The sequence below is a fragment of the Novosphingobium sp. BL-A-28-Hi1-0D genome (assembly GCF_055521755.1).
Genome location: NZ_CM145502.1, coordinates 1,453,479 through 1,478,249, shown reverse-complemented (window position 1 = coordinate 1,478,249; position 24,771 = coordinate 1,453,479). Strand labels below are relative to the sequence as shown.

The window sequence follows — 24,771 nt, the reverse complement described above, 5'->3', positions numbered from 1 at the left end:
GGTTGGGACTTTACCAGGCTGCAGAACGTCTTGCGTACCCTGCGTCGATTGCAGGCGGAGCAGCGCGTGGACCAGGCTTCCAGATTTGCAGATGACAGCGCCCAGGAATACTCGATAGTACCAAGGCGCGTGATCTATCTCGTTCTCGTGCTTCTGCACCTCATCGGAATCGCGCTGGCCGCCGTTCACAATCTGATCGACAATGACTTTGGCGATCCCATGCTCAATGTCTTGCTGGCAGTACTTTGTGCTGCAGCACTGACGCAATTGGGCCTTCGTAGCGTCGCCCTGCGCGAGTTTCGTCAGAAGGCGGCAGACCACGAAAGCACTGTACGGGCACGCTGGCAGACCGACGAGCTCTTCAGCATGACAGACATGCTGCAGGCAGCGGAAACCTACGACGATGCTGGTGCGGTGCTCATGGCCACTGCAAAGCGCTTGCTGCCCGAGCACGGCGTTGCGCTCTACGTTTTCAACAACTCGCGCGATCGGCTCGATCTGACCCGATCATGGGACCTGCCTGAGGGCTATGATCCGCTGCCCGCACTTTCGCCTGCGAACTGCTGGGCTCTCAAACGCGGCAAGACCCACGTGAACGTGCCTTCCATCAACGGACTGTGCTGTGCCCATCATGCAGGCACAGTGGCGACGGTGGAAATTCCAATGATGGCATGCGGACAACTTCACGGTCTGTTGATCCTCGCAAGGGACGAGGCAGAGAAGGAGGCCGACGCGGAGTCCAAGGTCCATAATGTGAGCCGTCTCGGCCGAGCGCTGGCCGACTCCATGTCGCTCGCCCTTTCGAACATTGCCCTGCGCGAGAAGCTGCGCACGCAGTCGCTGCGCGATCCGTTGACCGGGCTCTACAACCGGCGCTACATGGAGGATGCACTCGAACGCTTCGTCTCGCTTGGGTCGCGCTCAGGGGCGAGCACGGCCGTGATCATGCTGGACCTCGACAACTTCAAGAAGCTCAACGACGAGCACGGCCATGCCAAGGGCGATGCGGTGCTGCGTGACGTCGCCGCCCAGATTGTCGGCTGCCTGCGCCCGACCGACGTCGTCTGCCGCTATGGCGGGGAAGAACTGGTCGCGATCCTGCCGGACTGCTCGCTGGAGGACGTGCTGGAGAAGGCAGAGATCTTGCGCCAGCGCATCGAATCCCTGAGCGCCAGCCACGAATGTGCGATTTCGGCATCGCTCGGCGTGGCCACCATCCCCGAAACGGCAACGTCGGCAACCGACATCGTGCCGATTGCCGACGCTGCACTCTATGCCGCCAAGAAAGCGGGCAAGAACTGCATTGTCGCCGCCGAGAAGCGCGCCGGACGCGAGGCTCCGAGGCTGGCCGCGATCAAGACCAAGCAGAACTGATGCGCGACTGACAGCGACGCTGCGCAATTCCTGAACCGCGCAGCGTCCTCCTCATCAGAAGTTGGCGTTCAGTTCCACACCGAGGACGCGGCCGCGCGTGAGTGGCGAGAACGTGCCGACGGCGGGATTCTCGGCGAACGGGCGGTTCACTCCGGTCGACAGAGGTCCGCCGAACACCGGGATCTGCGCAGCGCCACTACCGATCTGCGTATCACCACCATGCTGCACCTGATCGAGCAGGTTGCGGCCATAGAGCGTGAAAGTGAGCCCGCCGGTATTGTAGCTGATCGAGGCGTCGAGGTTGTTGGCAGACGCGATCCAGCCGAAGTTGTTGTCGGTATAGGCAAAGCGATCGCGGAACTGCCAGTTGGCGCGCGCCAGAATGCTGGAATCCTCGCCGGTGGGGAAATCGAGCACCGCGCCCGCACCATAGGTCCACTTCGGCAAGCGCGGCAGAGCCAGCGCACGGTCGGCGGCATTGACGGCACCGTCGCTCGAAAGATCGAAAAGCACCTTGGTGTAGCGTCCGTCGATGTAGCCGAAGTTGGCCGTGAGCAGCAGATGCTTGTTCACGGCAAAACGCCCCTCACCCTCGATACCGTCGATCCGGGCATCGGCGGTGTTGAAGATCGACTGCGCCACGCCCGCTGCCGAGCCCTCGTTCACTTCGCGCTGCATGTTGCCCACCTCGGTGCGGAAGGCGGCAAGGTTGACCGTCAGCTTGCGGTCGGGCGTGCGGTACTTCACGCCGATTTCGTAGCTGTCGACCTGCTCCTCGTCGAAGGCGTAGTTGGGGTTGGGTCCACCCACGCCGGCCAGCAGTTCGAACGCGCGCGCGTTGGTGATGCGGAAGTTGTAGCCGCCGGAACGGAACGCCCGCGACCAGCTGCCATAGACCTGCGCATCGCCGTTGAACTTGTACTGGAAGCCCAGTTTCGGTCCCCAGTTCTCCCAGGTGCGCTTGTCCGTGAAGCCGTTGTTTTCGGCCGGCAGCGCGCCGGGAATCGCGGTGTTGCGCCCGGACGTGGCACAGGTGCCCGCAATGACCGAACAATTCGCCCGCGGGCGGATATAGGTGACTGCCACATCCTTTGTTTCGCGCGACCAGCGCAGGCCGGCGGTCAGAGTCAGTTTCTCGGTCACGTCGTAGTCACCGGCTGCGAAGAGTCCGAGCACGTCGTGGTCCTGCCTGCCGCCACCGATGCTCGGGCCCAGCGGGCTGATGAAGGAAGGGAACCGGCGCACTTCATCATAGCCGAGATTCTGCTGGAACCAGAAGCCGCCCGTGGTCAGATCAAGATCACCCAGGCGCACGTTGTAGCGCAGCTCGTTCGAATACTGCCGCTGGTTGAAGGCTGATTCCGAATGGAAACGGAACACTGGCAAGGCGTCGATGTCTCCGCTTGTGGAAGACTTGAAATCGCGGAAGCCGAAGATGTTGGTCAGCTGGCCGTCGCCGATGTCGATCTCGGTCTTGTGCGTGGCGAACCATGCCTCATTGCGATAGAATCCGCGGTTGTCGACCGAGAAGTCGAAGGTATCGCGCTTGAACCGGGCACGGTTCTGCGCGGCAGGGCCATCGCCGTCGCTGGTGAAGTATTCGACCTTTGCGACCATCCGGATGGCTTCGGTCGGCAGGAATTCCAGCGCACCGCGCACGATCTCGGTATTGGCCTTGCCGAAGTTGCTGCCATCGAACTGGTTGCGGAAATAGCCTTGGTCGTTGTTGACGTATCCGGCGATCTTGAAGTTGAGCTTGTCCTTGATCAGCGGACCCGAAACCACTGCCTGCGCGGCAAAGTTGCCCGACCCCCTGCCGGAATCGACCGGTCCTTCGTAGAAAACCCGGAAATTGCCGCGGAAATCCGAGGTCGGATCACCCGTATTGACCAGCACCGCGCCGCCAGTGGTGTTGCGGCCATAGAGAATGCCCTGCGGCCCGCGGGCAACTTCGACCGAGCCGAGATCGAACACGTCGAACACCAGACCGCTGTTCACCCCGATGTAGACGCCATCGACAAAGACGCCAACGGTGGGATCGATCGAGGGGATCGAGCTGTTCACGCCGAGGCCGCGGATCGAGAAGTTGGCCGTACCGCGCGACGTGCCGATCTGATCAAGCGAAACGTTCGGCGCGCTGAAGGTCAGGGTCTGCAGGTCGCGAACCTGCAGCGTTTGCAGGGTCTGGGCATTGAAGGCCGTGATCGCCATCGGCACCGCCTGGACGTTCTCGACGTCCATCTTCTTGGTGGCCGTGACGATGATGTCTGCGTTGAGCGCATCGATAGCCGACTGCTCCTGCCCTTCCGTAGCTTCCTGCGCAAGAGAAACCCCCGCGCCCGAGGCGACGAGCGCGAGCGCACTGAGGCCGCCGGAGATTGCACGGACGGCCCTCTTTGAAGTGATTGGCATTCACAGCTCCCGATTATGTTGTGGAGCCGTAAATGCCTGCTGCTCACCAGCATTCAACCTGTTTTCAAGTGAGCAATTAAATCTTACATGCCGGGTACCGAATTTACACAGTTGTCAGTTGTGCTGATCCAGCTCGTTGCCGGTCAACGTGACCACGTGGAGCAGGTTCGTGGCCCCCGGCGTTCCGAACGGAACACCTGCCAGCGCGACCAGTCGCGAGCCTGCCTTGCCGAAGCCATGGCGCAGGGCCATGCGCTTGCCCTTGCCGATCATTTCCTCGAAGCTGCCGATGTCCTTGGTGCTGACGGCATGGGCGCCCCACAGCAGACCGACCTTGCGCGCGGTCTTCTGCGAAGGGGTGAGCACCAGCATCGGCACGCCGGGACGTTCGCGCGCCACGCGGCGGGCGGTGGAGCCCGAGCCGGTGAACACGATGATGCCGGCGATCGGCAGGGTGTTGGCGATGCTCGCAGCGGCTTGTGCGAGAGCATCGGCGGTCGTCGGGTCGGGCAGGGTCTCGATGAAGTGGACGCGCGCGCCATATCCGGGATCGGCTTCGACTTGCGCGGCGATGCGATGCATGATCGTCACCGCCTCTTCCGGCCAGGCACCGGCAGCGGTTTCGGCCGAAAGCATGACCGCATCGGCGCCATCGTAGACCGCGTTGGCGACGTCGGACACTTCGGCGCGCGTCGGCGTCGGCGCCTCGATCATCGATTCGAGCATCTGGGTGGCAACGACGACCGGCTTGCCCTGGCGACGCGCGCTTTCGACGATGCGCTTCTGCAGCGGCGGCACTTCCTCGGGGTTCAGTTCGACGCCCAGATCGCCGCGCGCGACCATGATGCCGTCCGAAAGTTCGATGATCTCTTCCAGCCGCGAAATCGCCGCAGGCTTCTCGATCTTGGCCATGAGCGAGCCATATCCGCCCATCAGGCGGCGCGCCTCGGCGACGTCCTCGGGGCGCTGCACGAACGACAGCGCGATCCAGTCCGCGCCTTGCTCTACCGCGAACGACAGGTCGCGCCGGTCCTTCTCGGTCAGCGCCGGCACCGGCACCACGGCATCGGGCACGTTCACGCCCTTGCGATCCGAGATCACACCGCCGACTTCAGCCGAGCACAGGATCTCGTTCATGTCCGCCCGGATCACGCGCAGGCGCAGCTTGCCGTCGTCGATCAGCAGGCGCTGGCCCTTCTGCAGCACCCCGAACAGTTCGGGATGCGGCAGGCAGACGCGGGTTTCGTCGCCCGGCTCGGGATTGCGGTCGAGCGTGAAGTGGCCCGAGTGGCGGATCACCGCGCGGCCTTCCTTGAACTGGCCGACACGCAGCTTCGGTCCCTGAAGGTCGCACAGGATCGTGATCGGGCGGTTCATCTTCTTTTCGAGCGCGCGAATGTTCGCGATCGTCTCGGCGTGGATCGCATGCTCGCCATGGCTCATGTTCACGCGGAAGGCATCGGCGCCTGCGCGGAAGAGCTTTTCGAGCATTTCCGGCTCGCGGCTGGCGGGGCCGACCGTGGCGAGAATCTTTACCTTGCGTTCGCGAGGATCGAGCTTGGCCACGGCTTAGGTACTCCTTATGAAACTTGCGCGATGCGCTATGGCCCATGCCATTTCAAAACCCAAGGATGTTTACAGTGGATACGAATGCAATCGATGCGCTGCCCGATTCCGTAGCGGCTGCCGCCTTCCGCCGCCTCGTGAAGCACCTCCAGCATCGCCACGATGCCCAGAACATCGACCTGATGGGGCTTTCGGGATTCTGCCGCAACTGCCTTGCCGACTGGATCATCGAAGGCGGCTTCGAAGGCGACAAGGCCGCCGCACGCGAAGTGATCCACGGCCTGCCAGCTGCCGAATGGAAGGCCCGCTACCAGACGGAAGCGACGCCCGAGCAGCTCGCGCGCATGGCTGAGAGCGTCAAGAAGAACGCCCCCGGTCACTGACCGCAACTATCCACAGCCCCGTCTTTGCCCGAATCCCGCGCCGCCGCTATCAGCGCGGCCAACCGATTCACGCAATCCTACCCGGAGACTTTCCCGATGGCCGAAACCGCCGATGACCGCCTGCGCCTCCTGATCGAGCGCATCGAACGCCTCGAAGAGGAAAAGAAGGGCATCGGCGACGACATCAAGGACGTCTACAGCGAAGCCAAGTCCACCGGCTACGACGCCAAGATCATGCGCCAGATCGTCCGCCTGCGTAAGATGAAGCCTGACGACCGTCGCGAGATGGAAGCCGTGCTTGAAACCTACAAGAACGCTCTCGGCATCGACTGATGCCTGCGGCCGAAGGTTAACTGGACGACTGCCGACAAGCTGCTAGCCTCGCTCATGCAACAGGGAGGCCAGCATGCTCGTATCCACCACCAGCCTGATCGAAGGTCGGCCCGTCCAGCGCTATCTCGGCGTTGTGACCGGCGAAGTCATCCTCGGCGCGAACATCGTGCGCGACATATTCGCATCGATCACCGACATCTTCGGAGGCCGCTCCGGCAAGTACGAGGAAGTCCTGTCGCGCGGCCGTGAACAGGCGCTGCAGGAACTCGAAGCCAAGGCACATGCGCTCGGCGCAAACGCCGTGATCGGGGTCGACTTCGACTATGAAACCATCGGTGCCCGCGGCTCGATGCTGATGGTCAGCGTCAGCGGAACCGCCGTGGTGCTCTGAGCGATGTTCCTGCGCAACGTGGTCGGCGCGCTACGCGGCGGCCTTGGAATGTGGCGGCATCCAGCAGTCTGGGTCGCGCTGTTCCTTCTGGTCATCGGCATGATCGCGCGAGTCCGCACGAGCCTCGCCTTCATGCCGGGTCTGGGCGGGGGTCAGTTTGAAGCGGTGTTCCCGTTTCTGGCGGGGATGGCAGTCCACCTTGTGTTCCTTGCTGGCGCGATCGTCCTGATCTCGTCGCTGACCGGCAGCGACGGGCTCAGGCAAGAGCCGCAATGGGGCGCGGCCGGAGGGACATTGCTGCTCGGGATTTTCGCTGAGATTGCCTTCGTCATTGTCCTTGGCACGACGTTGCGTCGCGCGGCTATCGGGCCGCCCTGGCCCGAAATGGTCGGATTCGCGGGAGATGCCGTGATCATGCCGGCCTACGTCCTGATGTTCGCCCGCCTTGATGGCGACGGGATCACCGGCATCAGCGAGGCGCTACGGGCGACGTATGTGGTCTTGGCGGCGCTGATCATAATTGCGCTGGGCACCGTATTGCAGACCATCACACCGAAGGCCGACGTCTCGATGGGGCTCGTTCCCTTGCTACCCTCCTTCACCGTCACCGCTGCGGTGACGACCATGCAATTGCTGATCGCCTGCTCGGTCAGCCGCGCCATGACCGGTGCCAGCCCGCCCGGACACGCATTCCTCTAAGTATCAGCCCCCGAGCAATGCCGCGGTCAGCATGATCGCATTAGAGGCGATGTGGTTGAGGATCGATCCGGCAAGGCCGATCCGCACGCGCATGTGCCCGAACATCACGCCCGACCAGAACTGCGGCAGGACCATCGGCACCGCCAGCAGGCTGATCGAGGGATAGTTGAACAGGTGCATCGCGGCGAAGACGGCTGTCGTAAGATAGAACAGTGCCGGGAACGCCCGCACGAACCCGGCCGGTACGTCCGTTCGCTTCCGCAATCGCCACCAGACGATCGCTGCCACGACGACTGTCGCCAGCAGGATGCCCCCGCCGACCAGAGGCTTGCCCCGGCCCAGTGCGACAAACAGGGCCAGCCCCGCCACGACCACGGCCATGAGCCAGAGTGCACGCCGTGTCCCGCTCATCCAGCCGCGAAAGAACAACTCCTCCAGCATCGGCCCGAGCAGGACCGCCCCGCCCCATAGCGCCAGCGGTCCCAGCCCTTCGAAGGCGTCGGGCGAGGGCAGGGCGAAGGCTTTCTGCCACGCGAGCATGATCGGCATGACGACGAAGCCGAGCAACAGTATCTGGAATACCGTCAGCACCAGCCAGCGAGAGATCGCGCCATCGGCTTGCAATCCCGATGCCTGCATCGGTGCGGGTCGGCGTAGAAAGGCAAGGAGTTCGGCAAGGAGGTCACGGATCATGGGGCCATTGATGCCCGCAAAATCCTGACCGCGCCACACCGATTGCCGGAATGCCCTGTCTCGGCTAGGGGCACATCAGACTCAGACCCGCAAGAAGACGGACCATGGCAGGCCATTCCAAATTCAAGAACATCATGCACCGCAAGGGCGCGCAGGACAAAAAGCGCTCTGCACAGTTTTCCAAGCTCAGCCGCGAGATCACCGTGGCTGCCAAGATGGGCCTGCCCGATCCGGACATGAACCCGCGCCTGCGCGCCGCCGTCAACGCGGCCAAGGCGCAGTCAATGCCGAAGGACAACATCGCCCGCGCCATCGACAAGGCGTCGAAGGGCGAAGGCGATAACTACGAGGAAGTGCGCTACGAAGGCTACGGCCCGGGCGGCGTGGCGATCATCGTCGAGGCGCTGACCGACAACCGCAACCGCACCGCGACCAACGTGCGCACTGCCTTTGCCAAGAACGGCGGCAACCTCGGCGCCTCTGGCGCGGTGAGCCACGGCTTCGAACGCCTCGGCCTGATCGAATACCCCGGCAAGGTCGGTGACGAGGAAAAGGTCCTCGAAGCCGCCATCGAAGCCGGAGCAGACGACGTCGAATCCGATGCTGGCGACGGGGACGAGAACCCCGGCAGCCACCAGATTTGGGTCGCGATCGAGAACCTCCACGAAGTCGCCCGCGAACTCGAAAAGACCCTCGGCGAAGCCGAAGGCGTCAAGCTCGCCTGGCGCCCGAACCTGAAGACCGAAGTCTCGGCAGACGACGCCGCCACGCTGCTCAAGCTGATCGACGTGCTTGACGATGACGACGACGTGCAGACCGTCTGGGGCAACTACGAGATCCCCGACGAAGTGATGGAAAAGCTGGGCTGATGTACAAGGCGGCGGCAGCCTTGCGCTTTGCCGCCGCACTTGCCGTGCTGCTCGCAACCCACGGGTCGGTGGCGGAGCCTGCACGCCCTGGCCTCGCACCGCCCGCCAGTCTCTGCGCTGGCGCCGAACGGGTGGTTTACTCCTGCCGGTTCGGGGCAAAACTCGGCAGCGTCTGCCTTGGCCGCAACGCGCTCCGCTATCGCTACGGCAGGCCGGGCAAGCCAGAGATCGAAGTCAGCAGCACGCCGGACTGGAGCAACATCCACACCGGCGGCAATCGCAGTCAGGGCGGCCTGAACCAGGACTACATCCGCATCACCAACGGCAAGACGCATTACGTCGTCCATGTCGATGAAACCGGTTCGCTGAACGAAAACCCCGGTCGCAGGTCTTCCGGCATCGAAGTGCTTCAGGGAGACGCCGAACCCGCCACGATTGCCAGCCTTTCCTGCCCGTCGCGCACGGGCTTCAGCACGGACGCATGGCTCGCCCTCAACCGGTCAGCCCCCGAGGCTTGGGAGGGCGCGGAAGTGCCCGGCGGCCCCTTCGAGATGATCTACTGAGCGATGATGCCATTAGCCATCAAGGCCGTGCTTTCAGGACTCCTGATCGCGCTGATCTCCGAGATCGGGCGCAAGCTCCCCACCGTCGGGGCCCTTGTCGCATCGCTGCCCCTCGTCTCGGTGCTCGGGATGGTGTTCCTGTGGAACGCCCGCCCCGATGCCGAGAACATGGCGATCCATGCCGAGGCGACCTTCTGGTACGTGCTGCCGAGCCTGCCGATGTTCCTGCTGATCCCCGTACTGCTGCGCCATGGCGTGTCCTTCTGGATAGCGCTTGTCGCAGGCTGCTTGCTGACGGTGCTGCTTTACCTTGCGATGATGCAACTGGCCCCGCGTTTCGGACTGAAGCTCTGACATGATCATCCTCGGGATTGACCCCGGCCTCACTGTGACCGGTTGGGGCGTCATCGCCAAGTCAGGCAGTCGCCTCAGCCACGTCGCCAACGGCCAGATCCGCACCGACAACAAGGCGACCATGGCAGAGCGCCTTGTCGAACTCGATTCCGCGCTTGCCGCCGTGATCGATATCTACAAGCCCGATAGCGGCGCGGTCGAAGAGATCTTCGTCAACGTCAATCCGCAGTCGACGCTGAAGCTTGGGCAGGCGCGTGGCGTCGCCATGGTCGCCGTGGCGCGCTCGGGCATCCCGGTGGCCGAATACCCCACCAAGGTCATCAAGAAGGCGCTGGTCGGCACGGGCGGCGCGGAAAAGCAGCAGGTCCAGCACATGCTCAAGATCCTGCTCCCGGGCGTGCACCTTGCAGGCGAAGACGCCGCCGATGCCCTCGCCGTGGCGATCACCCACGGCAACATGCTCGGCAGCCATCGCTGACCCCAAGCTGACGCCCGCCTCCTTTCCCGCGTCATCCCGCATCCCCCGTCACCCCGGCGAAGGCCGGGGCCCATGACCTCACTGCATGCCCGAAACCCACGACTTTCGCACACCCGAGAAGCAATGGGTCCCGGCCTTCGCCGGGACGACATAGTCTATGGAAAGCTCGCGGCCATTCGCCCGCTTGCCCGTTCCCGAGTTCCCTGCCATAGGAACAAACCATGATCGCCAAGCTGACAGGCATTCTCGATGACACCGGGCCCGATTGGGCCGTGATCGACGTGAACGGCGTCGGCTATCTCGTGCAGTGCTCTGCCAAGACGCTGACCCACCTCGGCATCCGGGGCGACAAGGTGGTCGTCCACACCGAAATGCAGGTGAGCGAGACCGACCAGCGCCTGATCGGCTTCACCAGCGCCGGGGAACGCGCCTGGTTCCGCCTGCTGACGGCGGTGCAGGGCGTCGGCAGCAAGGTGGCGCTGGCCATTCTTTCGGCCCTCTCGATCGAAGAACTCCAACGCGCCTGCGCCCACGGAGACAGCGCCATGGTCGCCCGCGCCAACGGCGTCGGCCCAAAGCTCGCCAGCCGCATCGTCAACGAGCTGAAGGACAAGGCCGGCGGCCTCGCAGGCTACGCCTCTCCAGTCGGCATGGGCAACGGTGAAGTATTCTCCCCGCCTCCCGGCAACGCCAGCGCGGATGCGGTTTCGGCATTGCAGAACCTTGGCTTCAAACCTGCGGTGGCAAGCTCTGCCGTGGCCGCTGCGGTGAAGGAACTGGGCGAGGATGCGGGGCTGAACGATCTGGTGAGGGTGGCGCTGAAGAGGGCGGCGGGGTGAAACGCATGTTGCTACTCGGCTCGCTTGCGGGCGGCTTGGCGCTTATTTGGCATTTTGGAAGTGCTGAGGTTGCCATCGACAGTTGCCTCGATGCCGGCGGGTCCTGGGATTACGCCGCACAGAATTGCCAGGACAGATGACCGATAACCCCCTCCTCTCCCCCGCTTCGCAGATCGAGGATCAGGATGCCGCGCTGCGGCCCAAGACGCTGGCCGAGTTCGTCGGGCAGGCGGCGGCCAAGGACAACCTGCAGGTGTTCATCGAAAGCGCCAAGATGCGGCGCGAGGCGATGGATCATGTGCTATTCTTCGGCCCGCCGGGCCTTGGCAAGACCACGCTCGCCCAGATCATCGCGCGCGAACTCGGCGTCAATTTCCGCGCCACTTCCGGTCCGGTCATCGCCAAGGCGGGCGATCTTGCCGCGCTGCTGACCAATCTCGAGCATGGCGATGTCCTGTTCATCGACGAGATCCACCGCCTCAATCCCGTGGTAGAGGAAGTGCTCTATCCGGCTATGGAGGACCGCGCGCTTGATCTGATCATTGGCGAGGGCCCCTCGGCGCGGTCGGTGCGGATCGATCTTCCGCCCTTCACCCTGATCGGCGCGACCACGCGGCAGGGCCTGCTGCAGACCCCGCTGCGCGACCGTTTCGGCATCCCGGTGCGCCTGCAGTTCTACTCGGTCGAGGAACTCGAACGCGTCGTCGCGCGCGGGGCCAGCCTCATGGGGATCGGCATCGACAAGGGCGGCGCCACCGAAATCGCCCGCCGCTCACGCGGCACCCCCCGCGTCGCCGGACGCCTGCTGCGCCGGGTGCGCGATTTCGCGCAAGTGGCGGGGGCGGAGAAGATCACGCAAGCAATTGCCGACAACGCGCTGACCCGGCTCGAGGTCGACAAGATCGGGCTCGACCTGCAGGACCGCCGCTACCTCACGATGATCGCCGATATCTACAAGGGCGGCCCGGTCGGCGTGGAAACGCTGGCCGCGGGTCTGTCAGAACCGCGCGACACGATCGAGGAAGTGATCGAGCCCTATCTGATCCAGCTCGGCATGATCGCCCGCACCGCGCGCGGGCGGTGCCTGAATGATCGGGGGTGGCAGCACCTTGGCCTCACCCCGCCAACCGGGTCCACGCCCACACTCTTCGACCAGCCGGAATAGCTCCTCGACCGGTTTGCCGAGAGCTGCCGCGAGCTTCAGCGCGATGACCGTGGAGGGGATGAACACCTCGTTCTCGACCGTGTTGATGGTCTTGCGTGACACCCCGATTGCCTCGGCGAGTTGCCCCTGAGTCCAGCCCTTGCCTTCGCGAGTTGCCTTGAGGTTATTGGTGAGTCTCTCAGGCAAGCGCGTCACGCTCCAGCCGGACGAAGCGCATGGTTGCGACGAACATTCCTGCGAGAATGACCATGCGCAAGGCAAAGACCGAAGGCATTGCGGTGAGCGAGGCGACAACTGCTCCGACAATCGCGGTCGCCATGGCTGCGGAAAAACCCCATTCCATCGCCTCGGCCCGGTTCGCGCGCGTAACTTCATCGTTCGAAAGACGCCGCGCCACCGGGTCGCGCAGCCACATGCCGCCAGTGCGCAGGATCAGCAGCATGACCAGCGCCAGCGCGAGCCAGGCGAAATGGCCGACGTATTCGACGGTGCGCTGCGGCATGTCGACAGGGGGGCGCGCGGACTGGGCGGCGAAGATGATCATCACCGCCGTCATCACGCGTACGCGCCGCGCGCTGAGGCGATCGGCGGCTTCGGCAGAATCGGACATCGCTTGGCACTCCCTGATGATATGTAACTTCAAGGTTACATGAAACCCAAAGGTTACTTACCGTCAACTCCAGCCTTCATCCCACCGCCCGGTTCGGTCCCATTCTGGCACAGAGTTAACCGCAGCTCGGCTGCGGTCCCGTTTTCGGGCAGATTCAAGGCTTGGAAGACGGTTAACGCCATTGCTCCTGCGTTGCCCATCTGCGTTCTTCGACAGGTAAGGAAGGGTCAGCAGAGCATTAACCTGCGTCTGATAGCCCTCCGCCTGGAACGAGAACGAAAGCAACGATCATGTCGGTTCGGATGGCATTGGCAAAACTGGCAGCGGCGGCCGCAGGCGGCGCGATGCTCGGCGGCGGTGCGGTGCACGTGTCGGAAGCCCCTTCCAAGGGCGAGATCCACCACGTGAAGCCGGTCAAGGTCAAGACGACCAAGCCTGCCAAGCGCATTGCCCAGCGCCCGGCCAAGCGCGTCGTTCACCGTGCGCGCCGCGTGGTGACGACGACCACGACCAAGACCTGCGAACCCGCACCGCAGATGGCGATGGTGCCCGTGCCCTACATGCCGCCCATGCCCCCGCAGCCCACTGGATCGACCGGTGGCGGCGTGCCGGTGGTGATCGGCGGCGGCGGCATCGGCGGGTTCGGCGGCGGTTTCTTCGGCGGGTTCTTCGGTGGCAGCAGCGGCGGTGGCGGCAGCGTCGTCGTGTCCTCCACCAGCACCGGCTCCTCCTCCACCTCGGGTGGTTCGACGTCCTCGTCGACCTCGGGCGGCTCGACCTCGACCAGTTCGGGTGGCATCACCAGCTCGACCACCACCGGTGGCGTCTCCACTTCGACCGGCGGCGTTTCCACCTCGACCTCGACTTCCTCGGGCAACGTCAGCACCTCGAGCGGCTCGGTCAGCACCAGCTCGGGCAACGTCTCGACCTCAAGCGGGAACGTCAGCACCTCTTCAGGCAACGTCAGCACGAGTTCGTCGACCTCGTCGTCCACGTCCTCGGGCAACGTTGCCTCGAGCTCGTCGACGTCATCCTCGACATCGAGCAGCACCAGCAGCTCGACCTCTTCGTCAACCTCATCTTCGACCTCGTCCTCCACCTCGACGTCGAGCGGCGCGACCACCAGCTCGAACGGCGGCACGACCACGTCGTCGACCAGCAGCGGCACCGAAGTGCCCGAGCCCTCGATGGTTATCCTGTTCGGCGCGGCCGCAGCGGCTCTGGTCGCGCGTCGCCGTTACGGGAAGCAGGCTTCGGCCTGAGCGAAGTTCTCTCCCCGCTACGGCGGGTGACGGGAGGGGCGGCATCCGGGGGGAAGCCGCCCTTTTTTGCGTGGCAAAGCGAGGGGAGTGCTAGTCGCAGCCGCCATCGCCGCCATCGCCGCAATCGCCGCTGCCGGCATCGGTGGCCCACCACATTCCGCCCGCACTGTCACCGGATTCGCGACGGCTTTCGCGCGCCGGTCCCTGTGGCTTGAGCGCGAGCAGCGCCAGCCCCAGCACGAGAACAACGATTGCCACGAAACCCCAGAACAGCGCCGGCATAAACTGATCCCTCCGTCCGGAAGATTGCGCGCGATGGCAGGCCTCGTCAAACGGCGATTGCGTCACTGTTGGAGCATCCCGCCCGCATACCAGCCGAGCGCGCCGCCCAGCCCCACGATCTGGAGAAAAGCGATCGTCCAAAGCTGGCCGACAAAGGGCTGCTTGCGCGTCTTGTGCCGGAACAGGCGTCGGGCAAGGAATGCACCCGGCGTGCCGCCCAGGAAGGCGCCCATCAGCAGGCTGGATTCGGGCGTGCGCCAGGTGCCACGCAGTGCGGCGCGCTTGTCGAACCAGAACGCGGTGAAGGTGTGGAGGTTGACCAGCGCGAGCCAGGCACCCGCCATCGTCGGCAGCGGCAGATCAGCCAGCGCTTGCGGCACGATCGACCATATCCATGAAATCGCGCGCCGCATCGCGATCCGCCGCTTCCTTGAACGCCACGTCAAGATCTGGGGCGCTGCCCAGCATGTGCAGCAAGGTCCACAACCCGAACCTGCGCGCGCGGTCCTTCTCCAGCCCGAAATCCACCAGCATCCGCTCGATCCCGGCTTCGAGCACGGCGGGCGTGGTGGCGGCAAGATCATCGGTGCCGAAATAGCGGCGGAGCTGGTCGTCTAGTTCCATTTGGCGGCGTTAAGGGAGCGGTGGGGTTGGTGCAAGGTTCTGGCGTTGCGCTTGAACGGTCCGGCTGTCGCCGGATGCCCACCCCCAACCCCTCCCGCTTGCGGGAGGGGGGCCAGAAGGCAACGGGTGCAGCTTGGAACGATGGAGCCCTTTTCTTCCCCCCTCCCGCAGGCGGGAGGGGCCGGGGGTGGGCATTCGCCGAACAGGCGAACACGAATCCTCCATTCCCGCACCATCTCCCGTTGCCGCCAAGCCCGCCCGCGCCACCCTGCCGAAGATGCGAGAATTCAAACCCCGCAACACCGACCGCGCCCGCAGCCTGCGGCGCGAGGCGACGCCGATGGAGCGGCTGCTCTGGCGCTATCTTTCAGGCGGAGCGCTGGGCGCGAAGTTCAGCCGCCAGATGCCGGTGGGGCCGTACTTCGCCGATTTCCTGTGCCGGGAACTGATGATCGTGGTCGAACTGGACGGTCACAGCCACGACCTGCGCCTTGCCCACGATGCGGCGCGGGACCGGTTCATGGGCGAGGCTGGCTACAAGGTCCTGCGCTTCACCAACGCCGATGTGCGCGACAATGTGGAAGGCGTGGCCACCGCGATCCGTCTCGCCATCGAAGCGCGCCGTCGGGACCGGTCCGGCTGACGCCGGATGCCCACCCCCAACCCCTCCCGCTCATCCTGAGCCTGTCGAAGGGGGGAGGGGGGCAAGAGGTTGCGCGATGGGGTGAGGTTGGTGCGGCAACGATGGTCAGCCGCCTGTCCGAAAGAGCGCCCCGCCACCCGCACAAACAAGCCCCCTTCTTCCCCCTTCCCGCAAGCGGGAGGGGCCGGGGGTGGGCATTCGCCGTCAGGCGAACCAGCGCCAGAAGCCACGCATTTAACTCAGTCCATCTGAGGCCAGATCATGCTGCGTACTGATCCCGGATATGCTGGTTAAAATAACGCCCAGCAGAACTGGCCTTAAGTAAGCCCTGATAAACCGACGTTGGCACCCCGAAGTAATCGTAGGGATGACCTCCGTGAGTGAACCAGACCGTCAACGTCAGGGTGGCTGGATTATGGCTTGCCGCCCAGATGGCGGACGAGCGGATATATTCCATGATTTTGCCTCCGCTGAGACGGAGGGTGATCGTTTGACCACCCCCCTTATAGCTCAGTTATCGTTCTCGGGGCGATCTACCGACACAGGCTTCTTGCTGATCGGAATGCGGAATGCTTGCCCCTTGGGCTTGCAGATCCGCTGTCCATTGCGCAGCGTGATGCACTGGCGGTAGATGTAGGATACATCCTGAGACATACCTGACTCCTTTCGCACAGGGTTGACCAATGCGCCGGGAGTTGCGAGATATAGCTTGTCTAGGGCGTACCTCGCGTCTCCCGACGCGGTGATACGATCGGAGGTCGCTTCCATTGGAAGCGGCCTCTTTTCGTTTGTGCATAGTGCCGATTGACATGTGCAGGCACAAGCGCGGAGCACGACGTTTCCACAGTTTCCACAGACTTATACACAGGGCCGGAGCGTTTCTGTTGGGATTTTTACACCAATGAGATAACTAGGTTATCTTTTAGGATAATGCTCCGACTATGGATCACATCGACTTAAAGAGACTTCGGATTTCGCTCGGTCTTTCCCAAGCTGAAATGGCCAATCAGATTGGAGTATCGCGAGTCTATTTTGGACTAATGGAGCGAGGAATAAAGCCAATTACGCGGAGAAGCGCGGCAGCGGCCCAAGCAGTGCTCCCAAGGGTTAAACAGGAGCGTTCGACTGAGGCTGATCCGGTTCTTAGAGGCTTTGAAGAGGCAATCATAAAATCTGGTTTCAGGTTCGAAATTTCAGAGGACTCCGATTTTGAGGTGCTTACTTATATATTTGAGGAGCTTGATCTAAAAATCTTCGTTTCTCGCTACGATAGACAAAAAATAGCGGAATATGTGAGCAAAGGCGAGTCCGGCATTTTTTTGGTGGGCACCAGATCAATCAATACGTTCAAGGAAATTGTGGCTTTTTCTGGGAATCGCTCCCTGACCTTGAAGGATCTGAAAAATTAAAAGGAGCGCGAGGGGCTATGCCCCTCGCATTAATCCCTTCTTACTTCTTCAACTCCGCCTAAATCACTCCGCCGCAATCCCGGCAGCGCCGAACATATCGACATCCACCTCAACCGGCGCTTCCACATTCGCGGCCGACTTAGCACTCCGCCGCTTATCGAAGCTTGACCACACCGTGTTCCAGTCGCCCTTTGTTGCCGCCTTCGAGTATTCCGTGGCGCGGGTTTCGAAGAAGTTGGCGTGTTCGACGCCGTTGAGCAGCGGGGCAAGCCAGGGGAGGGGGTGGTCTTCGATCATGTAGATCGCGGGCAGGCCGAGCTGGCTGAGGCGCCAGTCGGCGATGTAGCGGATGTAGCGCTTGATTTCCTTGGCGCTCATGCCCGGGACCGGGCCTTGTTCGAAGGCGAGATCGATGAAGGCGTCTTCGAGGCGCACCGTCTTCTGGCAGCAATCGATGATGTCTTCCTTCACCGCCTTGGTCAGGCAGCCGCGCTCTTTCACGAAGGCGTGGAACAGGCGGGTGATGCCTTCGCAGTGGAGCGATTCATCGCGGACCGACCACGAGACGATCTGGCCCATGCCCTTCATCTTGTTGAAGCGCGGGAAGTTCATCAGCATGGCGAACGAGGCAAAGAGCTGGAGCCCTTCGGTAAAGCCGCCGAACATGGCGAGCGTGCGGGCGATGTCCTCGTCGTTGTCGACGCCGAAGGTCTGCAGGTAATCGTGCTTGGCCTTCAGTTCCTCGTATTCGAGGAACATGCCGTATTCGCTTTCGGGCATGCCGATGGTGTCAAGCAGGTGCGAATAGGCGGCGATGTGCACCGTCTCCATGTTGGAGAAGGCGGCGAGCATCATCTTGACCTCGGTCGGCTTGAACACGCGGCCGTACTGTTCGTGGTAGCAGTTCTGCACTTCCACGTCGGCCTGGGTGAAGAAGCGGAAGATCTGCGTCAGCAGGTTGCGCTCATGATCCGAGATCTTCTGCGCCCAATCGCGGCAATCCTCGCCCAGCGGCACTTCTTCCGGCATCCAGTGGATCTGCTGCTGGCGCTTCCAGAACTCGTAGGCCCAGGGATATTCGAAGGGCTTGTAGGTGTTGCGGGCTTCAAGAAGGGGCATGGGCGGTGTCCTGTGCTGATTCTGTCAATGTAGGGTCTGTCAGGGTCTGGCGAAAGCGCGCGGGGGGCCTCTGCCGGGGATAGTGGCGGCGTTTTCCACGCCTAAGAATCGTGTCCTTTGGGACAGGAACGCTCGGGCTGGCGATGCGGGCCATCGCACTGGCGCGAAGGGGCGCTGCAGGCCGGAACGGGTGGGGCTGCGGACGGTTGGATTGAAAGCGGCGGGCGAGAGGCCTTGCCCGCTCAAAGCCAATGAATTCGCAGGAGAATTGCCATGGGCGAATATGAACCGAACGACTCGCGCAACGTGACCGGTGCTGATGCGGGCAGCCGCGACTGGTCCTCGCAGATTCAGGAGCACATGGAAGTGATCGGCGCGGACGGCACCCATGTCGGCACCGTCGACCACATGGATGGCAACCGCATCAAGCTGACCAAGCGTGACAACGACGCCGGGCACGAAGGCGGAACCCATTCGGGCCACCACCATTACCTCTCCAGCGGCCTGATCGCAGAAGTTGAGGGCGACAAGGTGCGCCTTTCGGCCAACGGCGACGTTGCCTGGGGCATGCTCGAGGAAGAATAAGTCCGGCAAGGCAGCGAGGGGCTCTCGCCGTCCGGCTGCGGACTGCAAGAACGTCCCGCCCCCTTCGGGACCAGGTCGCACATTGCGGCCGGAGAGCGCCTCGCTGAAAAGCGGGGCGTTTTTCCTGATCTGGCGGATGCGCTTTCGCGCATGCCCACCCCCGCCCCCTCCCGCTTGCGGGAGGGGAGAGGCGAGCGCCGTATTCAGCCCTCCCGCAAGCGGGAGGGCCGCGAGACTTGGCGAGCCGCAGGCGAACCTGGTCGCAGCGGGGTGGGCAAGCCTGTCAGCTTTTACTTCCAGAACCAGCCGGGCTTGAGGCTGCGGTCCTTGCGGTTCTTCCACATGGAGAAGTACATCCACAGGCCCGAGATGCTGAAGAACATCAGCGCCAGACCGGTCATCAGCGAGATCGCCGTTCCGACAGGGCCGAATTCCTCGCCCGAGTGCAGATGGTGGAACCAGCCGACCAGCGACTTCATACCGCCCGGAGGTGCCTTGGGGCGGCACATCATGGTTTCGGGGCAGACGAAGCCCTGCGGAACCGGCGGTGGCCCGGCCTGTTCGCCTGCTGGCCAGAGCGCGGTCACGTGGCTGGCGACGCCCGTGAAGGCCATCCAGATCATGAAGACCCCGAAAAACACCGTGATCCAGCGGTGCCACTTGCGCATGTAACGGACCCCTTTGATAATGCGAATTGATCGCAAGATTAGACAAAACCGCCTTAGCGGGCCTGCCTGGGATCGTGCAAGCACAAGTCTTGTCGCGGATTGTCGCAAGTCTGCGCCAGCCGCAAAGTGTCGCGGGATGTAACAAGGCGCTGCTTTCCGGCAGCCGCCTGGACGTCTCGGGACGTGCTTTGGCTGCCGGACGTGGCATGAGCGCTCTCAGGCGTCCAAGGTCACTGGACTGCCATTACTGGCAGGCCAGGCATTCCTCGTAGTCGGTCTCGCCGGCTGACAGCTCGATCTTGGGCGCTTCGGCGGTGTTGTCCGCCTCGACGCCGCCGGCAAAGCCTGCGCGCTGGACCGACTTCGAGCGGAGGTAGTAGAGCGACTTGATGCCCTTCTCCCATGCCTGGAAGTGCAGCATCATCAGGTCCCACTTGTCGACGTCGGCCGGGATGTAGAGGTTCAGCGACTGGGCCTGGTCGATATAGGGCGTGCGGTCTGCCGCGAATTCGAGCAGCCAGCGCTGATCGATCTCGAAGCTGGTCTTGTAGACGGCCTTTTCCTCTGGCGAGAGGAAATCGAGGTGCTGGATCGAGCCGCCGTGTTCGAGGATCGAGTTCCACACATTGGTGGAATCCTTGCTCTTTCCGGCCAGCAGCTTCTGCAGATAGGGGTTCTTGACCACGAACGAGCCCGAGAGGGTCTTGTGCGTGTAGATGTTGGCCGGAATCGGCTCGATGCAGGCAGACGTGCCGCCGCAGATGATCGAGATCGATGCGGTAGGGGCAATCGCCATCTTGCAGCTGAAGCGCTGCATCACGCCCATGTCGGCCGCATCGGGGCACGGTCCGCGCTCCTGCGCCAGCACCAGCGAAGCCTCGTCGGCCTTGGCGGCGATGTGCTTGAACATCTTGAGGTTCCACGCCTTGGCCATCGCGCTTTCAAAGGCGATGCCCTTGAGCTGGAGGAAGGAGTGGAAGCCCATCACGCCCATGCCGACCGAACGCTCGCGCATGGCCGAATACTTGGCGCGGGCCATCTCGTCGGGCGCGCGGTCGATGTAGTCCTGCAGCACGTTGTCGAGGAAGCGCAGCACGTCCTCGATGAAGCGCTTGTCCGCGTTCCACTCGTCCCAGGTTTCGAGATTGAGCGAGGACAGGCAGCACACCGCAGTGCGATCGTTGCCGAGGTGGTCGCGGCCCGTCGGCAGGGTGATTTCAGAGCAGAGGTTCGAGGTCGAGACCTTGAGGCCCAGATCGCGGTGATGCTTGGGCATCATGCGGTTCACCGTGTCGTTGAACACGATGTAGGGCTCACCCGTGGCAAGGCGGGTTTCGACCAGCTTCTGGAACAGCGAGCGCGCATCGACCGTGGCGCGGACGGAGCCGTCCTTGGGGCTGCGCAGGTGGAATTCCGAACCATCGCGCACGGCTTCCATGAACTCGTCGGTCAGCAGCACGCCGTGGTGGAGGTTGAGCGCCTTGCGGTTGAAGTCGCCCGAAGGCTTGCGGATTTCGAGGAACTCCTCGATTTCCGGGTGGCTGACGTCAAGATAGCAGGCAGCCGAACCACGGCGCAGCGAGCCCTGGCTGATCGCCAGCGTGAGCGAATCCATCACGCGCACGAAAGGAATGATGCCGCTGGTCTTGCCGTTGAGGCCGACGCTCTCGCCGATGCCACGGACCTTGCCCCAATAGGTGCCGATGCCGCCGCCGCGCGAGGCGAGCCAGACGTTCTCGTTCCAGGTGGCGACGATGCCTTCGAGGCTGTCATCCACCGAGTTCAGGTAGCACGAGATCGGCAGACCACGCCCGGTGCCGCCGTTCGACAGGACCGGCGTTGCCGGCATGAACCACAGCTTCGAGATGTAGTCGTAAAGACGCTGGGCGTGGTCCTGATCATCGGCATAGGCATCGGCCACGCGGGCGAACAGGTCCTGATACTTCTCGCCCGGCAGGAGATAGCGGTCGTCCAGCGTGTCCTTGCCGAAATCGGTGAGGAGCGCATCGCGGGAATCGTCGGTGACGATGGTGAAACGGCGCGGATTGACCTTCTTGGAATCGCTGACCGGCGCAGCCGCGACGGCCGCTGCCGCAACGCTTGCCGCCATGCCTGCCACGAGAGCCTCGCTGCCCGCGTCCTTGCTGTTCATGTCCACTGCCTTCGCCTCACCGGCAGATGCCGGGGCGCCTGCAAGCGCCAGTTCGTCCTGCGCAACCACGGAGCCGTCTCCAGTCCTGAAATCCACGTCGCAACCCCCGTTCGCAGGCCCGACAACCATGAGGGCCGGGCCTAAATCCACACTCGAATCGGGCGATATCCCGATCCTACAGGAGACGGAACGAAAGTGGAACGACAATGTCCCGCAACGCTCTGCCCCGAAAACGCCTGATCACGGCCTTGATGCCCTGAGCGCAGGCAAAGCGTTGCCAATGCGCGCAAAACACGCCCAAGCGCTCTAAACTAGGTTTAGAGGTCCCCCTGAAGCCCGACCACAACCTATAGTGCCTCAACCGGAATCAGACACAAGAGGGTAAACGTCCGGACTAGGACTCGATTCGTCGCACGCCCGATTCGCTTCGTCGCTCGAAATGCCATGCTGCAGTGCAGCGACGCGTGGGAAGAGCGGCACTTCAAGTGGCAAATGACGTTCGTCGAAATATTTTTCACGCAGCTCAGCAAATTGTGGACAAGAACCGGTCAACCGCCACCATATGTGGTGTCCACAGGAATGGAGTGCGCGTGTGCTGAATCTTGTCTCGATCGTGTTCACCGGTCTGGTCGTCGGCGTGCTGGCGCGGTTCTTCTATCCTGGTGCCGTGGACATCGGCCTGCTCAAGACAATCCTGCTCGGAGTGGGCGGTGCGCTGGTTGCGGGCGTGTTCGCCAGCTGGAAATCGGGCGGTACGTTCGGCGAGGGCGTCAATCGGGCCGGGTGCCTTGCATCGGTGGTGGGGGCGATGCTGCTGATCTTCCTCGGGCGGAATCTTTAAGCACGAGGCGCGACCCGCCGGTAGCTGAGTGCTTCGGCTACGTGAATGCGGCCCACCGTCTCCACGCCTGCCAGATCGGCGATGGTGCGGGCGACGCGCAACATGCGGGTATAGCCGCGCGCGGAAAGGCGCATCGCTTCGGCGGCTTGGGCCAGCAGCTTGCGACCCGGCTCGTCCGGCGTGGCGTGAGCGTCGAGCAGATCCCCATTCAGTTCGGCGTTGCTGCGCATGCCTGTACCTTCGAGGCGGGCTGTCTGCACCGCTCTTGCCCGCTCCACGCGCGCGGCCACCTGATCCGAACCTTCAGCGGGCGGCGGCAGGGCAAGATCTGCGGCTGACACGGGGTCGACTTCGACGTGGAGGTCTATGCGATCGAGCAGGGGACCTGAGACCTTTGACTGGTAATCCGCAGCACAGCGCGGGGCCCGGCTGCAGCCGAGCGCGGGATCGCCAAGGTGTCCGCAGCGGCAAGGGTTCATCGCGGCAATCAGCTGGACCCGCGCCGGGAAGGTGACATGGGCATTGGCGCGGGCCACGGTGACCTCGCCGGTTTCGAGAGGCTGGCGCAGGGAATCAAGCACCACGCGCTGGAATTCGGGCAGTTCATCGAGGAACAGCACGCCGAGATGGGCAAGGCTGACCTCCCCGGGACGGACCTTCAGCCCGCCACCCGTCAGCGCCGCCATCGAGGCGGAGTGATGGGGCGCGCGGAAAGGACGGGCCCGGCTGATCCGCCCGTCCTCAAGCGTGCCCGCGACCGAGGCGACCATCGAGACTTCGAGCGCCTCTGCCGGGGTCAGTTCGGGCAGGATGCCGGGGAGGCACGAGGCCAGCAGCGACTTTCCGGCACCGGGCGGGCCTGACATCAGCAGGTTGTGCGAGCCAGCCGCAGCAATCTCCAGCGCGCGCTTGGCGGTTTCCTGCCCCTTCACCTGTTTGAGATCGGCCATGCGGCGGGGCGGGTCTGCCACGCCCTGTGTGGGCTGCGGCAGGCGGCTGGTGCCCTTGAGGTGGTTGAGCAGGCCGATCAGGTCGGGCGCGGCGATCACGTCAATCCCGCTGGCCCAGCGCGCCTCGGGCCCTTGTGCGGCGGGGCAGATCAGGCCCTTGTCCTCGCCACTGGCGTGCAATGCCGCCAGCAACACGCCGGGCGACGGCAGCACCCGGCCGTCGAGTGCCAGTTCGCCCACCGCCACGTAATCGGCGATCTGTTCGAGATCGACCACGCCCATGGCTGCCAGCAGCGCGAGCGCAATCGGCAGGTCATAGTGCGAGCCTTCCTTGGGCAGGTCCGCCGGGGAGAGGTTCACGGTGATCCGCTTGGGCGGCAGGGCAAGGCCGAGCGCGGAGAGCGCAGAGGACACCCGTTCGCGGCTTTCGCCCACGGCCTTGTCCGGCAGGCCGACGACGCGAAACGCGGGGAGGCCGGGGGCGACCTGGCACTGCACTTCCACCGCGCGCGCCTCGAGCCCGAGATAGGCAACCGTCGATACCAGCGCGACCATGCATCCTCCTGCCCGATAAGGGACAATACGGATCGTAGCGCCTTCGGGCGGGTCTTGGGGCCGGGATGCTGCCATTTCCGAGGCATCCCGGGCGGAACCGCTCTACAGAAAACACGGTGAACCGAATTTAACCCCGTTCCTTGGCAATTCGGCAATCCGGTCGGGCGGAAAGCTTAAGACTATGCTGCGCCGCCTCGCCTTGCCTGCACTCTGCGCGCTGCTCGTGTGCCAGCCTGTGCTGGCGCGCGAGGTCTCCACGCGGTCATGGGTCGAGAACGGCGTCACCTGGACCGAGACGACGGTCGTTGAAGTCGAGGAGCCGGGATCGGAGCGCCTTGTCGGCCCCGCTCTCACCCCTGCCCTCGCTGATGTGAAGGGCGTGGCGAGCTTCGGGCCGTTCGAGGTGCTCGACGGCAATCGCGCGGCGCTGGTGGCCGAGACCGACAGCTATTCCCCCACCGACTTCCAGAAGATGCTGCGCGCCTTTCCCGGCATCCGCGTGCTGGAAATGCCCGATTGCCCCGGCACGGTCGACGATTTCGCGAATCTGCGCCTTGGCCGGATGATCCGCGCGCAGGGCATCGCCACGCATGTGCCCGACCACGGATCGGTGCGCTCAGGTGCGGTCGAACTGTTTCTGGCAGGCGCGAGCCGCAGCGCCGCTCCTGACGCCGAATTCATGGTCCATTCGTGGATCGACGAGGACGGGCACGAACCCGACGACTTTGCAGCCTCTGCCCCGGTCAACCGTGCCTATCTCGACTACTATCGCGAGATGGGACTGGCGGCGGACAAGGCAGCGGCGTTCTATGCGCTGACCAACTCGGTGCCGAACGAGCAGGTCCTGACGCTTGGTACTGACGATCTGGCGCGGTACGCGGCGCTGAACTGATCGGCTGTCGCCGATGCCCACCCCTAGCCCCTCCCGCTTGCGGGAGGGGAGAAAGATGGG

The 24,771-nt window shown here is 63.6% G+C and carries 30 protein-coding genes and 1 pseudogene; 17 read left to right on the top strand and 14 right to left on the bottom strand.

The window, feature by feature from the left end:
- Positions 1-66 precede the first annotated feature (66 nt).
- Positions 67-1,374, top strand: a complete 1,308-nt coding sequence (locus ACZ1JW_RS07340) for a GGDEF domain-containing protein (RefSeq protein WP_465142495.1) — start codon at positions 67-69, stop codon at positions 1,372-1,374.
- Positions 1,375-1,428: 54 nt separating this feature from the next.
- Here the strand turns inward: ACZ1JW_RS07340 and ACZ1JW_RS07335 are convergent, their stop codons facing one another.
- Both ACZ1JW_RS07335 and pyk read right to left on the bottom strand, forming a co-directional pair.
- On the bottom strand, positions 1,429-3,786 hold the full coding sequence (locus tag ACZ1JW_RS07335) for a TonB-dependent receptor (RefSeq protein WP_465142494.1): 2,358 nt from the start codon (positions 3,784-3,786) through the stop codon (positions 1,429-1,431).
- Positions 3,787-3,900: 114 nt separating this feature from the next.
- Positions 3,901-5,352, bottom strand: coding sequence for a pyruvate kinase (gene pyk / locus ACZ1JW_RS07330; RefSeq protein ID WP_465142493.1), 1,452 nt, complete (start codon positions 5,350-5,352; stop codon positions 3,901-3,903).
- Between the two features lie 74 nt (positions 5,353-5,426).
- Here pyk and ACZ1JW_RS07325 point away from each other — a divergent pair, with 74 nt between their 5' ends.
- The 4 genes from ACZ1JW_RS07325 (at position 5,427) to ACZ1JW_RS07310 (ending at position 7,158) form a co-directional block, all read left to right on the top strand.
- The gene (locus ACZ1JW_RS07325) at positions 5,427-5,735 is read left to right on the top strand and encodes a DUF1244 domain-containing protein (RefSeq protein WP_465142492.1); all 309 of its coding nucleotides are present in this window, start codon (positions 5,427-5,429) and stop codon (positions 5,733-5,735) included.
- Positions 5,736-5,831: 96 nt separating this feature from the next.
- Positions 5,832-6,068, top strand: coding sequence for a DUF2312 domain-containing protein (locus ACZ1JW_RS07320; protein WP_298282411.1), 237 nt, complete (start codon positions 5,832-5,834; stop codon positions 6,066-6,068).
- Positions 6,069-6,141: 73 nt separating this feature from the next.
- Positions 6,142-6,459: a YbjQ family protein gene (locus ACZ1JW_RS07315; RefSeq protein ID WP_465124175.1), complete on the top strand. Its 318-nt coding sequence runs from the start codon at positions 6,142-6,144 to the stop codon at positions 6,457-6,459.
- A gap of 3 nt (positions 6,460-6,462) precedes the next feature.
- On the top strand, positions 6,463-7,158 hold the full coding sequence (locus ACZ1JW_RS07310; protein ID WP_465142491.1) for a hypothetical protein: 696 nt from the start codon (positions 6,463-6,465) through the stop codon (positions 7,156-7,158).
- A gap of 3 nt (positions 7,159-7,161) precedes the next feature.
- On the opposite strand, the gene ACZ1JW_RS07305 is transcribed toward ACZ1JW_RS07310, so the two are convergent.
- Positions 7,162-7,851 (bottom strand): CPBP family intramembrane glutamate endopeptidase, encoded by a 690-nt coding sequence (locus tag ACZ1JW_RS07305; protein ID WP_465142490.1) that lies wholly within the window; start codon positions 7,849-7,851, stop codon positions 7,162-7,164.
- Positions 7,852-7,955: 104 nt separating this feature from the next.
- Between ACZ1JW_RS07305 and ACZ1JW_RS07300 the strand changes: the two genes are divergently transcribed.
- The 6 genes from ACZ1JW_RS07300 (at position 7,956) to ruvB (ending at position 12,119) form a co-directional block, all read left to right on the top strand.
- Positions 7,956-8,720 (top strand): YebC/PmpR family DNA-binding transcriptional regulator, encoded by a 765-nt coding sequence (locus ACZ1JW_RS07300; protein ID WP_465124178.1) that lies wholly within the window; start codon positions 7,956-7,958, stop codon positions 8,718-8,720.
- Positions 8,720-9,283 (top strand): hypothetical protein, encoded by a 564-nt coding sequence (locus ACZ1JW_RS07295; RefSeq protein WP_465142489.1) that lies wholly within the window; start codon positions 8,720-8,722, stop codon positions 9,281-9,283. Before ACZ1JW_RS07300 ends, ACZ1JW_RS07295 begins: the two co-directional genes overlap by 1 nt.
- Positions 9,284-9,286: 3 nt before the next feature.
- The gene (locus tag ACZ1JW_RS07290; RefSeq protein WP_465142488.1) at positions 9,287-9,637 is read left to right on the top strand and encodes a DUF3147 family protein; all 351 of its coding nucleotides are present in this window, start codon (positions 9,287-9,289) and stop codon (positions 9,635-9,637) included.
- Between the two features lies 1 nt (position 9,638).
- Complete coding sequence (ruvC, locus tag ACZ1JW_RS07285) at positions 9,639-10,115, top strand: crossover junction endodeoxyribonuclease RuvC (RefSeq protein WP_144904288.1); 477 nt, start codon at positions 9,639-9,641, stop codon at positions 10,113-10,115.
- Positions 10,116-10,336: 221 nt separating this feature from the next.
- On the top strand, positions 10,337-10,954 hold the full coding sequence (gene ruvA / locus ACZ1JW_RS07280) for a Holliday junction branch migration protein RuvA (RefSeq protein ID WP_465124181.1): 618 nt from the start codon (positions 10,337-10,339) through the stop codon (positions 10,952-10,954).
- A gap of 136 nt (positions 10,955-11,090) precedes the next feature.
- Positions 11,091-12,119, top strand: coding sequence for a Holliday junction branch migration DNA helicase RuvB (gene ruvB, locus ACZ1JW_RS07275; protein WP_465142487.1), 1,029 nt, complete (start codon positions 11,091-11,093; stop codon positions 12,117-12,119).
- Between the two features lie 39 nt (positions 12,120-12,158).
- Here ruvB and ACZ1JW_RS07270 read toward each other — a convergent pair.
- Together ACZ1JW_RS07270 and ACZ1JW_RS07265 are read right to left on the bottom strand one after the other, a co-directional pair.
- A pseudogene (locus ACZ1JW_RS07270) lies at positions 12,159-12,314 on the bottom strand (helix-turn-helix transcriptional regulator); the annotation flags it as partial.
- On the bottom strand, positions 12,298-12,729 hold the full coding sequence (locus tag ACZ1JW_RS07265; protein WP_465124184.1) for a hypothetical protein: 432 nt from the start codon (positions 12,727-12,729) through the stop codon (positions 12,298-12,300). The gene ACZ1JW_RS07265 and the pseudogene ACZ1JW_RS07270, both read right to left, overlap by 17 nt.
- A 302-nt stretch (positions 12,730-13,031) precedes the next feature.
- Between ACZ1JW_RS07265 and ACZ1JW_RS07260 the strand changes: the two genes are divergently transcribed.
- Positions 13,032-13,991 (top strand): PEP-CTERM sorting domain-containing protein, encoded by a 960-nt coding sequence (locus tag ACZ1JW_RS07260; RefSeq protein ID WP_465142486.1) that lies wholly within the window; start codon positions 13,032-13,034, stop codon positions 13,989-13,991.
- Positions 13,992-14,081: 90 nt separating this feature from the next.
- On the opposite strand, the gene ACZ1JW_RS07255 is transcribed toward ACZ1JW_RS07260, so the two are convergent.
- The 3 genes from ACZ1JW_RS07255 to ACZ1JW_RS07245 form a co-directional block, all read right to left on the bottom strand.
- Positions 14,082-14,273, bottom strand: coding sequence for a hypothetical protein (locus ACZ1JW_RS07255; RefSeq protein WP_465124186.1), 192 nt, complete (start codon positions 14,271-14,273; stop codon positions 14,082-14,084).
- A 62-nt stretch (positions 14,274-14,335) separates the two neighbouring features.
- Entirely contained in the window at positions 14,336-14,686 is a 351-nt protein-coding gene (locus ACZ1JW_RS07250; RefSeq protein WP_465142485.1) for a DUF1294 domain-containing protein, read from the bottom strand.
- Positions 14,634-14,897, bottom strand: a complete 264-nt coding sequence (locus ACZ1JW_RS07245; RefSeq protein WP_465124188.1) for a hypothetical protein — start codon at positions 14,895-14,897, stop codon at positions 14,634-14,636. The genes ACZ1JW_RS07250 and ACZ1JW_RS07245 overlap by 53 nt, the downstream gene beginning before the upstream one ends.
- A 277-nt stretch (positions 14,898-15,174) precedes the next feature.
- Between ACZ1JW_RS07245 and ACZ1JW_RS07240 the strand changes: the two genes are divergently transcribed.
- Positions 15,175-15,540, top strand: coding sequence for an endonuclease domain-containing protein (locus ACZ1JW_RS07240; protein WP_465142484.1), 366 nt, complete (start codon positions 15,175-15,177; stop codon positions 15,538-15,540).
- A gap of 259 nt (positions 15,541-15,799) precedes the next feature.
- On the opposite strand, the gene ACZ1JW_RS07235 is transcribed toward ACZ1JW_RS07240, so the two are convergent.
- Both ACZ1JW_RS07235 and ACZ1JW_RS07230 read right to left on the bottom strand, forming a co-directional pair.
- Positions 15,800-15,997, bottom strand: a complete 198-nt coding sequence (locus ACZ1JW_RS07235) for a KTSC domain-containing protein (RefSeq protein WP_465142483.1) — start codon at positions 15,995-15,997, stop codon at positions 15,800-15,802.
- Between the two features lie 53 nt (positions 15,998-16,050).
- Positions 16,051-16,194, bottom strand: coding sequence for a hypothetical protein (locus ACZ1JW_RS07230; RefSeq protein WP_465142482.1), 144 nt, complete (start codon positions 16,192-16,194; stop codon positions 16,051-16,053).
- Positions 16,195-16,481: 287 nt separating this feature from the next.
- Here ACZ1JW_RS07230 and ACZ1JW_RS07225 point away from each other — a divergent pair, with 287 nt between their 5' ends.
- Positions 16,482-16,949, top strand: a complete 468-nt coding sequence (locus tag ACZ1JW_RS07225; protein ID WP_465142481.1) for a helix-turn-helix domain-containing protein — start codon at positions 16,482-16,484, stop codon at positions 16,947-16,949.
- A 63-nt stretch (positions 16,950-17,012) separates the two neighbouring features.
- Here ACZ1JW_RS07225 and ACZ1JW_RS07220 read toward each other — a convergent pair whose 3' ends face one another.
- Positions 17,013-18,068: a ribonucleotide-diphosphate reductase subunit beta gene (locus ACZ1JW_RS07220; protein ID WP_465142480.1), complete on the bottom strand. Its 1,056-nt coding sequence runs from the start codon at positions 18,066-18,068 to the stop codon at positions 17,013-17,015.
- 360 nt (positions 18,069-18,428) lie between these two features.
- Here ACZ1JW_RS07220 and ACZ1JW_RS07215 point away from each other — a divergent pair, with 360 nt between their 5' ends.
- Positions 18,429-18,653, top strand: a complete 225-nt coding sequence (locus tag ACZ1JW_RS07215; RefSeq protein WP_465142744.1) for a DUF2171 domain-containing protein — start codon at positions 18,429-18,431, stop codon at positions 18,651-18,653.
- A gap of 290 nt (positions 18,654-18,943) precedes the next feature.
- Here ACZ1JW_RS07215 and ACZ1JW_RS07210 read toward each other — a convergent pair whose 3' ends face one another.
- Together ACZ1JW_RS07210 and ACZ1JW_RS07205 are read right to left on the bottom strand one after the other, a co-directional pair.
- On the bottom strand, positions 18,944-19,321 hold the full coding sequence (locus ACZ1JW_RS07210) for a PepSY domain-containing protein (RefSeq protein WP_465142479.1): 378 nt from the start codon (positions 19,319-19,321) through the stop codon (positions 18,944-18,946).
- 244 nt (positions 19,322-19,565) lie between these two features.
- Entirely contained in the window at positions 19,566-21,569 is a 2,004-nt protein-coding gene (locus ACZ1JW_RS07205; protein WP_465142478.1) for a ribonucleoside-diphosphate reductase subunit alpha, read from the bottom strand.
- A gap of 496 nt (positions 21,570-22,065) precedes the next feature.
- On the opposite strand from ACZ1JW_RS07205, the gene ACZ1JW_RS07200 reads away from it, so the two are divergent.
- On the top strand, positions 22,066-22,314 hold the full coding sequence (locus ACZ1JW_RS07200) for a GlsB/YeaQ/YmgE family stress response membrane protein (protein ID WP_465124194.1): 249 nt from the start codon (positions 22,066-22,068) through the stop codon (positions 22,312-22,314).
- Here the strand turns inward: ACZ1JW_RS07200 and ACZ1JW_RS07195 are convergent.
- Positions 22,311-23,819, bottom strand: coding sequence for a YifB family Mg chelatase-like AAA ATPase (locus ACZ1JW_RS07195; protein ID WP_465142477.1), 1,509 nt, complete (start codon positions 23,817-23,819; stop codon positions 22,311-22,313). The two genes, ACZ1JW_RS07200 and ACZ1JW_RS07195, sit on opposite strands and share 4 nt — an antisense overlap.
- Before the next feature lie 181 nt (positions 23,820-24,000).
- Here ACZ1JW_RS07195 and ACZ1JW_RS07190 point away from each other — a divergent pair, with 181 nt between their 5' ends.
- On the top strand, positions 24,001-24,711 hold the full coding sequence (locus ACZ1JW_RS07190) for a hypothetical protein (RefSeq protein WP_465124196.1): 711 nt from the start codon (positions 24,001-24,003) through the stop codon (positions 24,709-24,711).
- The last annotated feature ends 60 nt before the right edge of the window (positions 24,712-24,771 follow it).

Coding starts and splice junctions, on each gene's coding strand:
- ACZ1JW_RS07190 (WP_465124196.1), top strand. CDS start 24,001: ATGCTGCGCCGCCTCGCCTTGCCTGCACTCTGCGCGCTGCTCGTGTGC.
- ACZ1JW_RS07335 (WP_465142494.1), bottom strand. CDS start 3,786: ATGCCAATCACTTCAAAGAGGGCCGTCCGTGCAATCTCCGGCGGCCTC.
- ACZ1JW_RS07195 (WP_465142477.1), bottom strand. CDS start 23,819: ATGGTCGCGCTGGTATCGACGGTTGCCTATCTCGGGCTCGAGGCGCGC.
- ruvA (WP_465124181.1), top strand. CDS start 10,337: ATGATCGCCAAGCTGACAGGCATTCTCGATGACACCGGGCCCGATTGG.
- ACZ1JW_RS07215 (WP_465142744.1), top strand. CDS start 18,429: ATGGAAGTGATCGGCGCGGACGGCACCCATGTCGGCACCGTCGACCAC.
- ACZ1JW_RS07260 (WP_465142486.1), top strand. CDS start 13,032: ATGGCATTGGCAAAACTGGCAGCGGCGGCCGCAGGCGGCGCGATGCTC.
- ACZ1JW_RS07235 (WP_465142483.1), bottom strand. CDS start 15,997: ATGGAATATATCCGCTCGTCCGCCATCTGGGCGGCAAGCCATAATCCA.
- ruvC (WP_144904288.1), top strand. CDS start 9,639: ATGATCATCCTCGGGATTGACCCCGGCCTCACTGTGACCGGTTGGGGC.
- ACZ1JW_RS07225 (WP_465142481.1), top strand. CDS start 16,482: ATGGATCACATCGACTTAAAGAGACTTCGGATTTCGCTCGGTCTTTCC.
- ruvB (WP_465142487.1), top strand. CDS start 11,091: ATGACCGATAACCCCCTCCTCTCCCCCGCTTCGCAGATCGAGGATCAG.
- ACZ1JW_RS07265 (WP_465124184.1), bottom strand. CDS start 12,729: ATGTCCGATTCTGCCGAAGCCGCCGATCGCCTCAGCGCGCGGCGCGTA.
- ACZ1JW_RS07250 (WP_465142485.1), bottom strand. CDS start 14,686: ATGCGGCGCGCGATTTCATGGATATGGTCGATCGTGCCGCAAGCGCTG.
- ACZ1JW_RS07315 (WP_465124175.1), top strand. CDS start 6,142: ATGCTCGTATCCACCACCAGCCTGATCGAAGGTCGGCCCGTCCAGCGC.
- ACZ1JW_RS07245 (WP_465124188.1), bottom strand. CDS start 14,897: ATGGAACTAGACGACCAGCTCCGCCGCTATTTCGGCACCGATGATCTT.
- ACZ1JW_RS07320 (WP_298282411.1), top strand. CDS start 5,832: ATGGCCGAAACCGCCGATGACCGCCTGCGCCTCCTGATCGAGCGCATC.
- ACZ1JW_RS07230 (WP_465142482.1), bottom strand. CDS start 16,194: ATGTCTCAGGATGTATCCTACATCTACCGCCAGTGCATCACGCTGCGC.
- ACZ1JW_RS07300 (WP_465124178.1), top strand. CDS start 7,956: ATGGCAGGCCATTCCAAATTCAAGAACATCATGCACCGCAAGGGCGCG.
- ACZ1JW_RS07290 (WP_465142488.1), top strand. CDS start 9,287: ATGATGCCATTAGCCATCAAGGCCGTGCTTTCAGGACTCCTGATCGCG.
- ACZ1JW_RS07310 (WP_465142491.1), top strand. CDS start 6,463: ATGTTCCTGCGCAACGTGGTCGGCGCGCTACGCGGCGGCCTTGGAATG.
- ACZ1JW_RS07255 (WP_465124186.1), bottom strand. CDS start 14,273: ATGCCGGCGCTGTTCTGGGGTTTCGTGGCAATCGTTGTTCTCGTGCTG.
- ACZ1JW_RS07220 (WP_465142480.1), bottom strand. CDS start 18,068: ATGCCCCTTCTTGAAGCCCGCAACACCTACAAGCCCTTCGAATATCCC.
- ACZ1JW_RS07295 (WP_465142489.1), top strand. CDS start 8,720: ATGTACAAGGCGGCGGCAGCCTTGCGCTTTGCCGCCGCACTTGCCGTG.
- ACZ1JW_RS07240 (WP_465142484.1), top strand. CDS start 15,175: ATGCGAGAATTCAAACCCCGCAACACCGACCGCGCCCGCAGCCTGCGG.
- ACZ1JW_RS07210 (WP_465142479.1), bottom strand. CDS start 19,321: ATGCGCAAGTGGCACCGCTGGATCACGGTGTTTTTCGGGGTCTTCATG.
- ACZ1JW_RS07305 (WP_465142490.1), bottom strand. CDS start 7,851: ATGATCCGTGACCTCCTTGCCGAACTCCTTGCCTTTCTACGCCGACCC.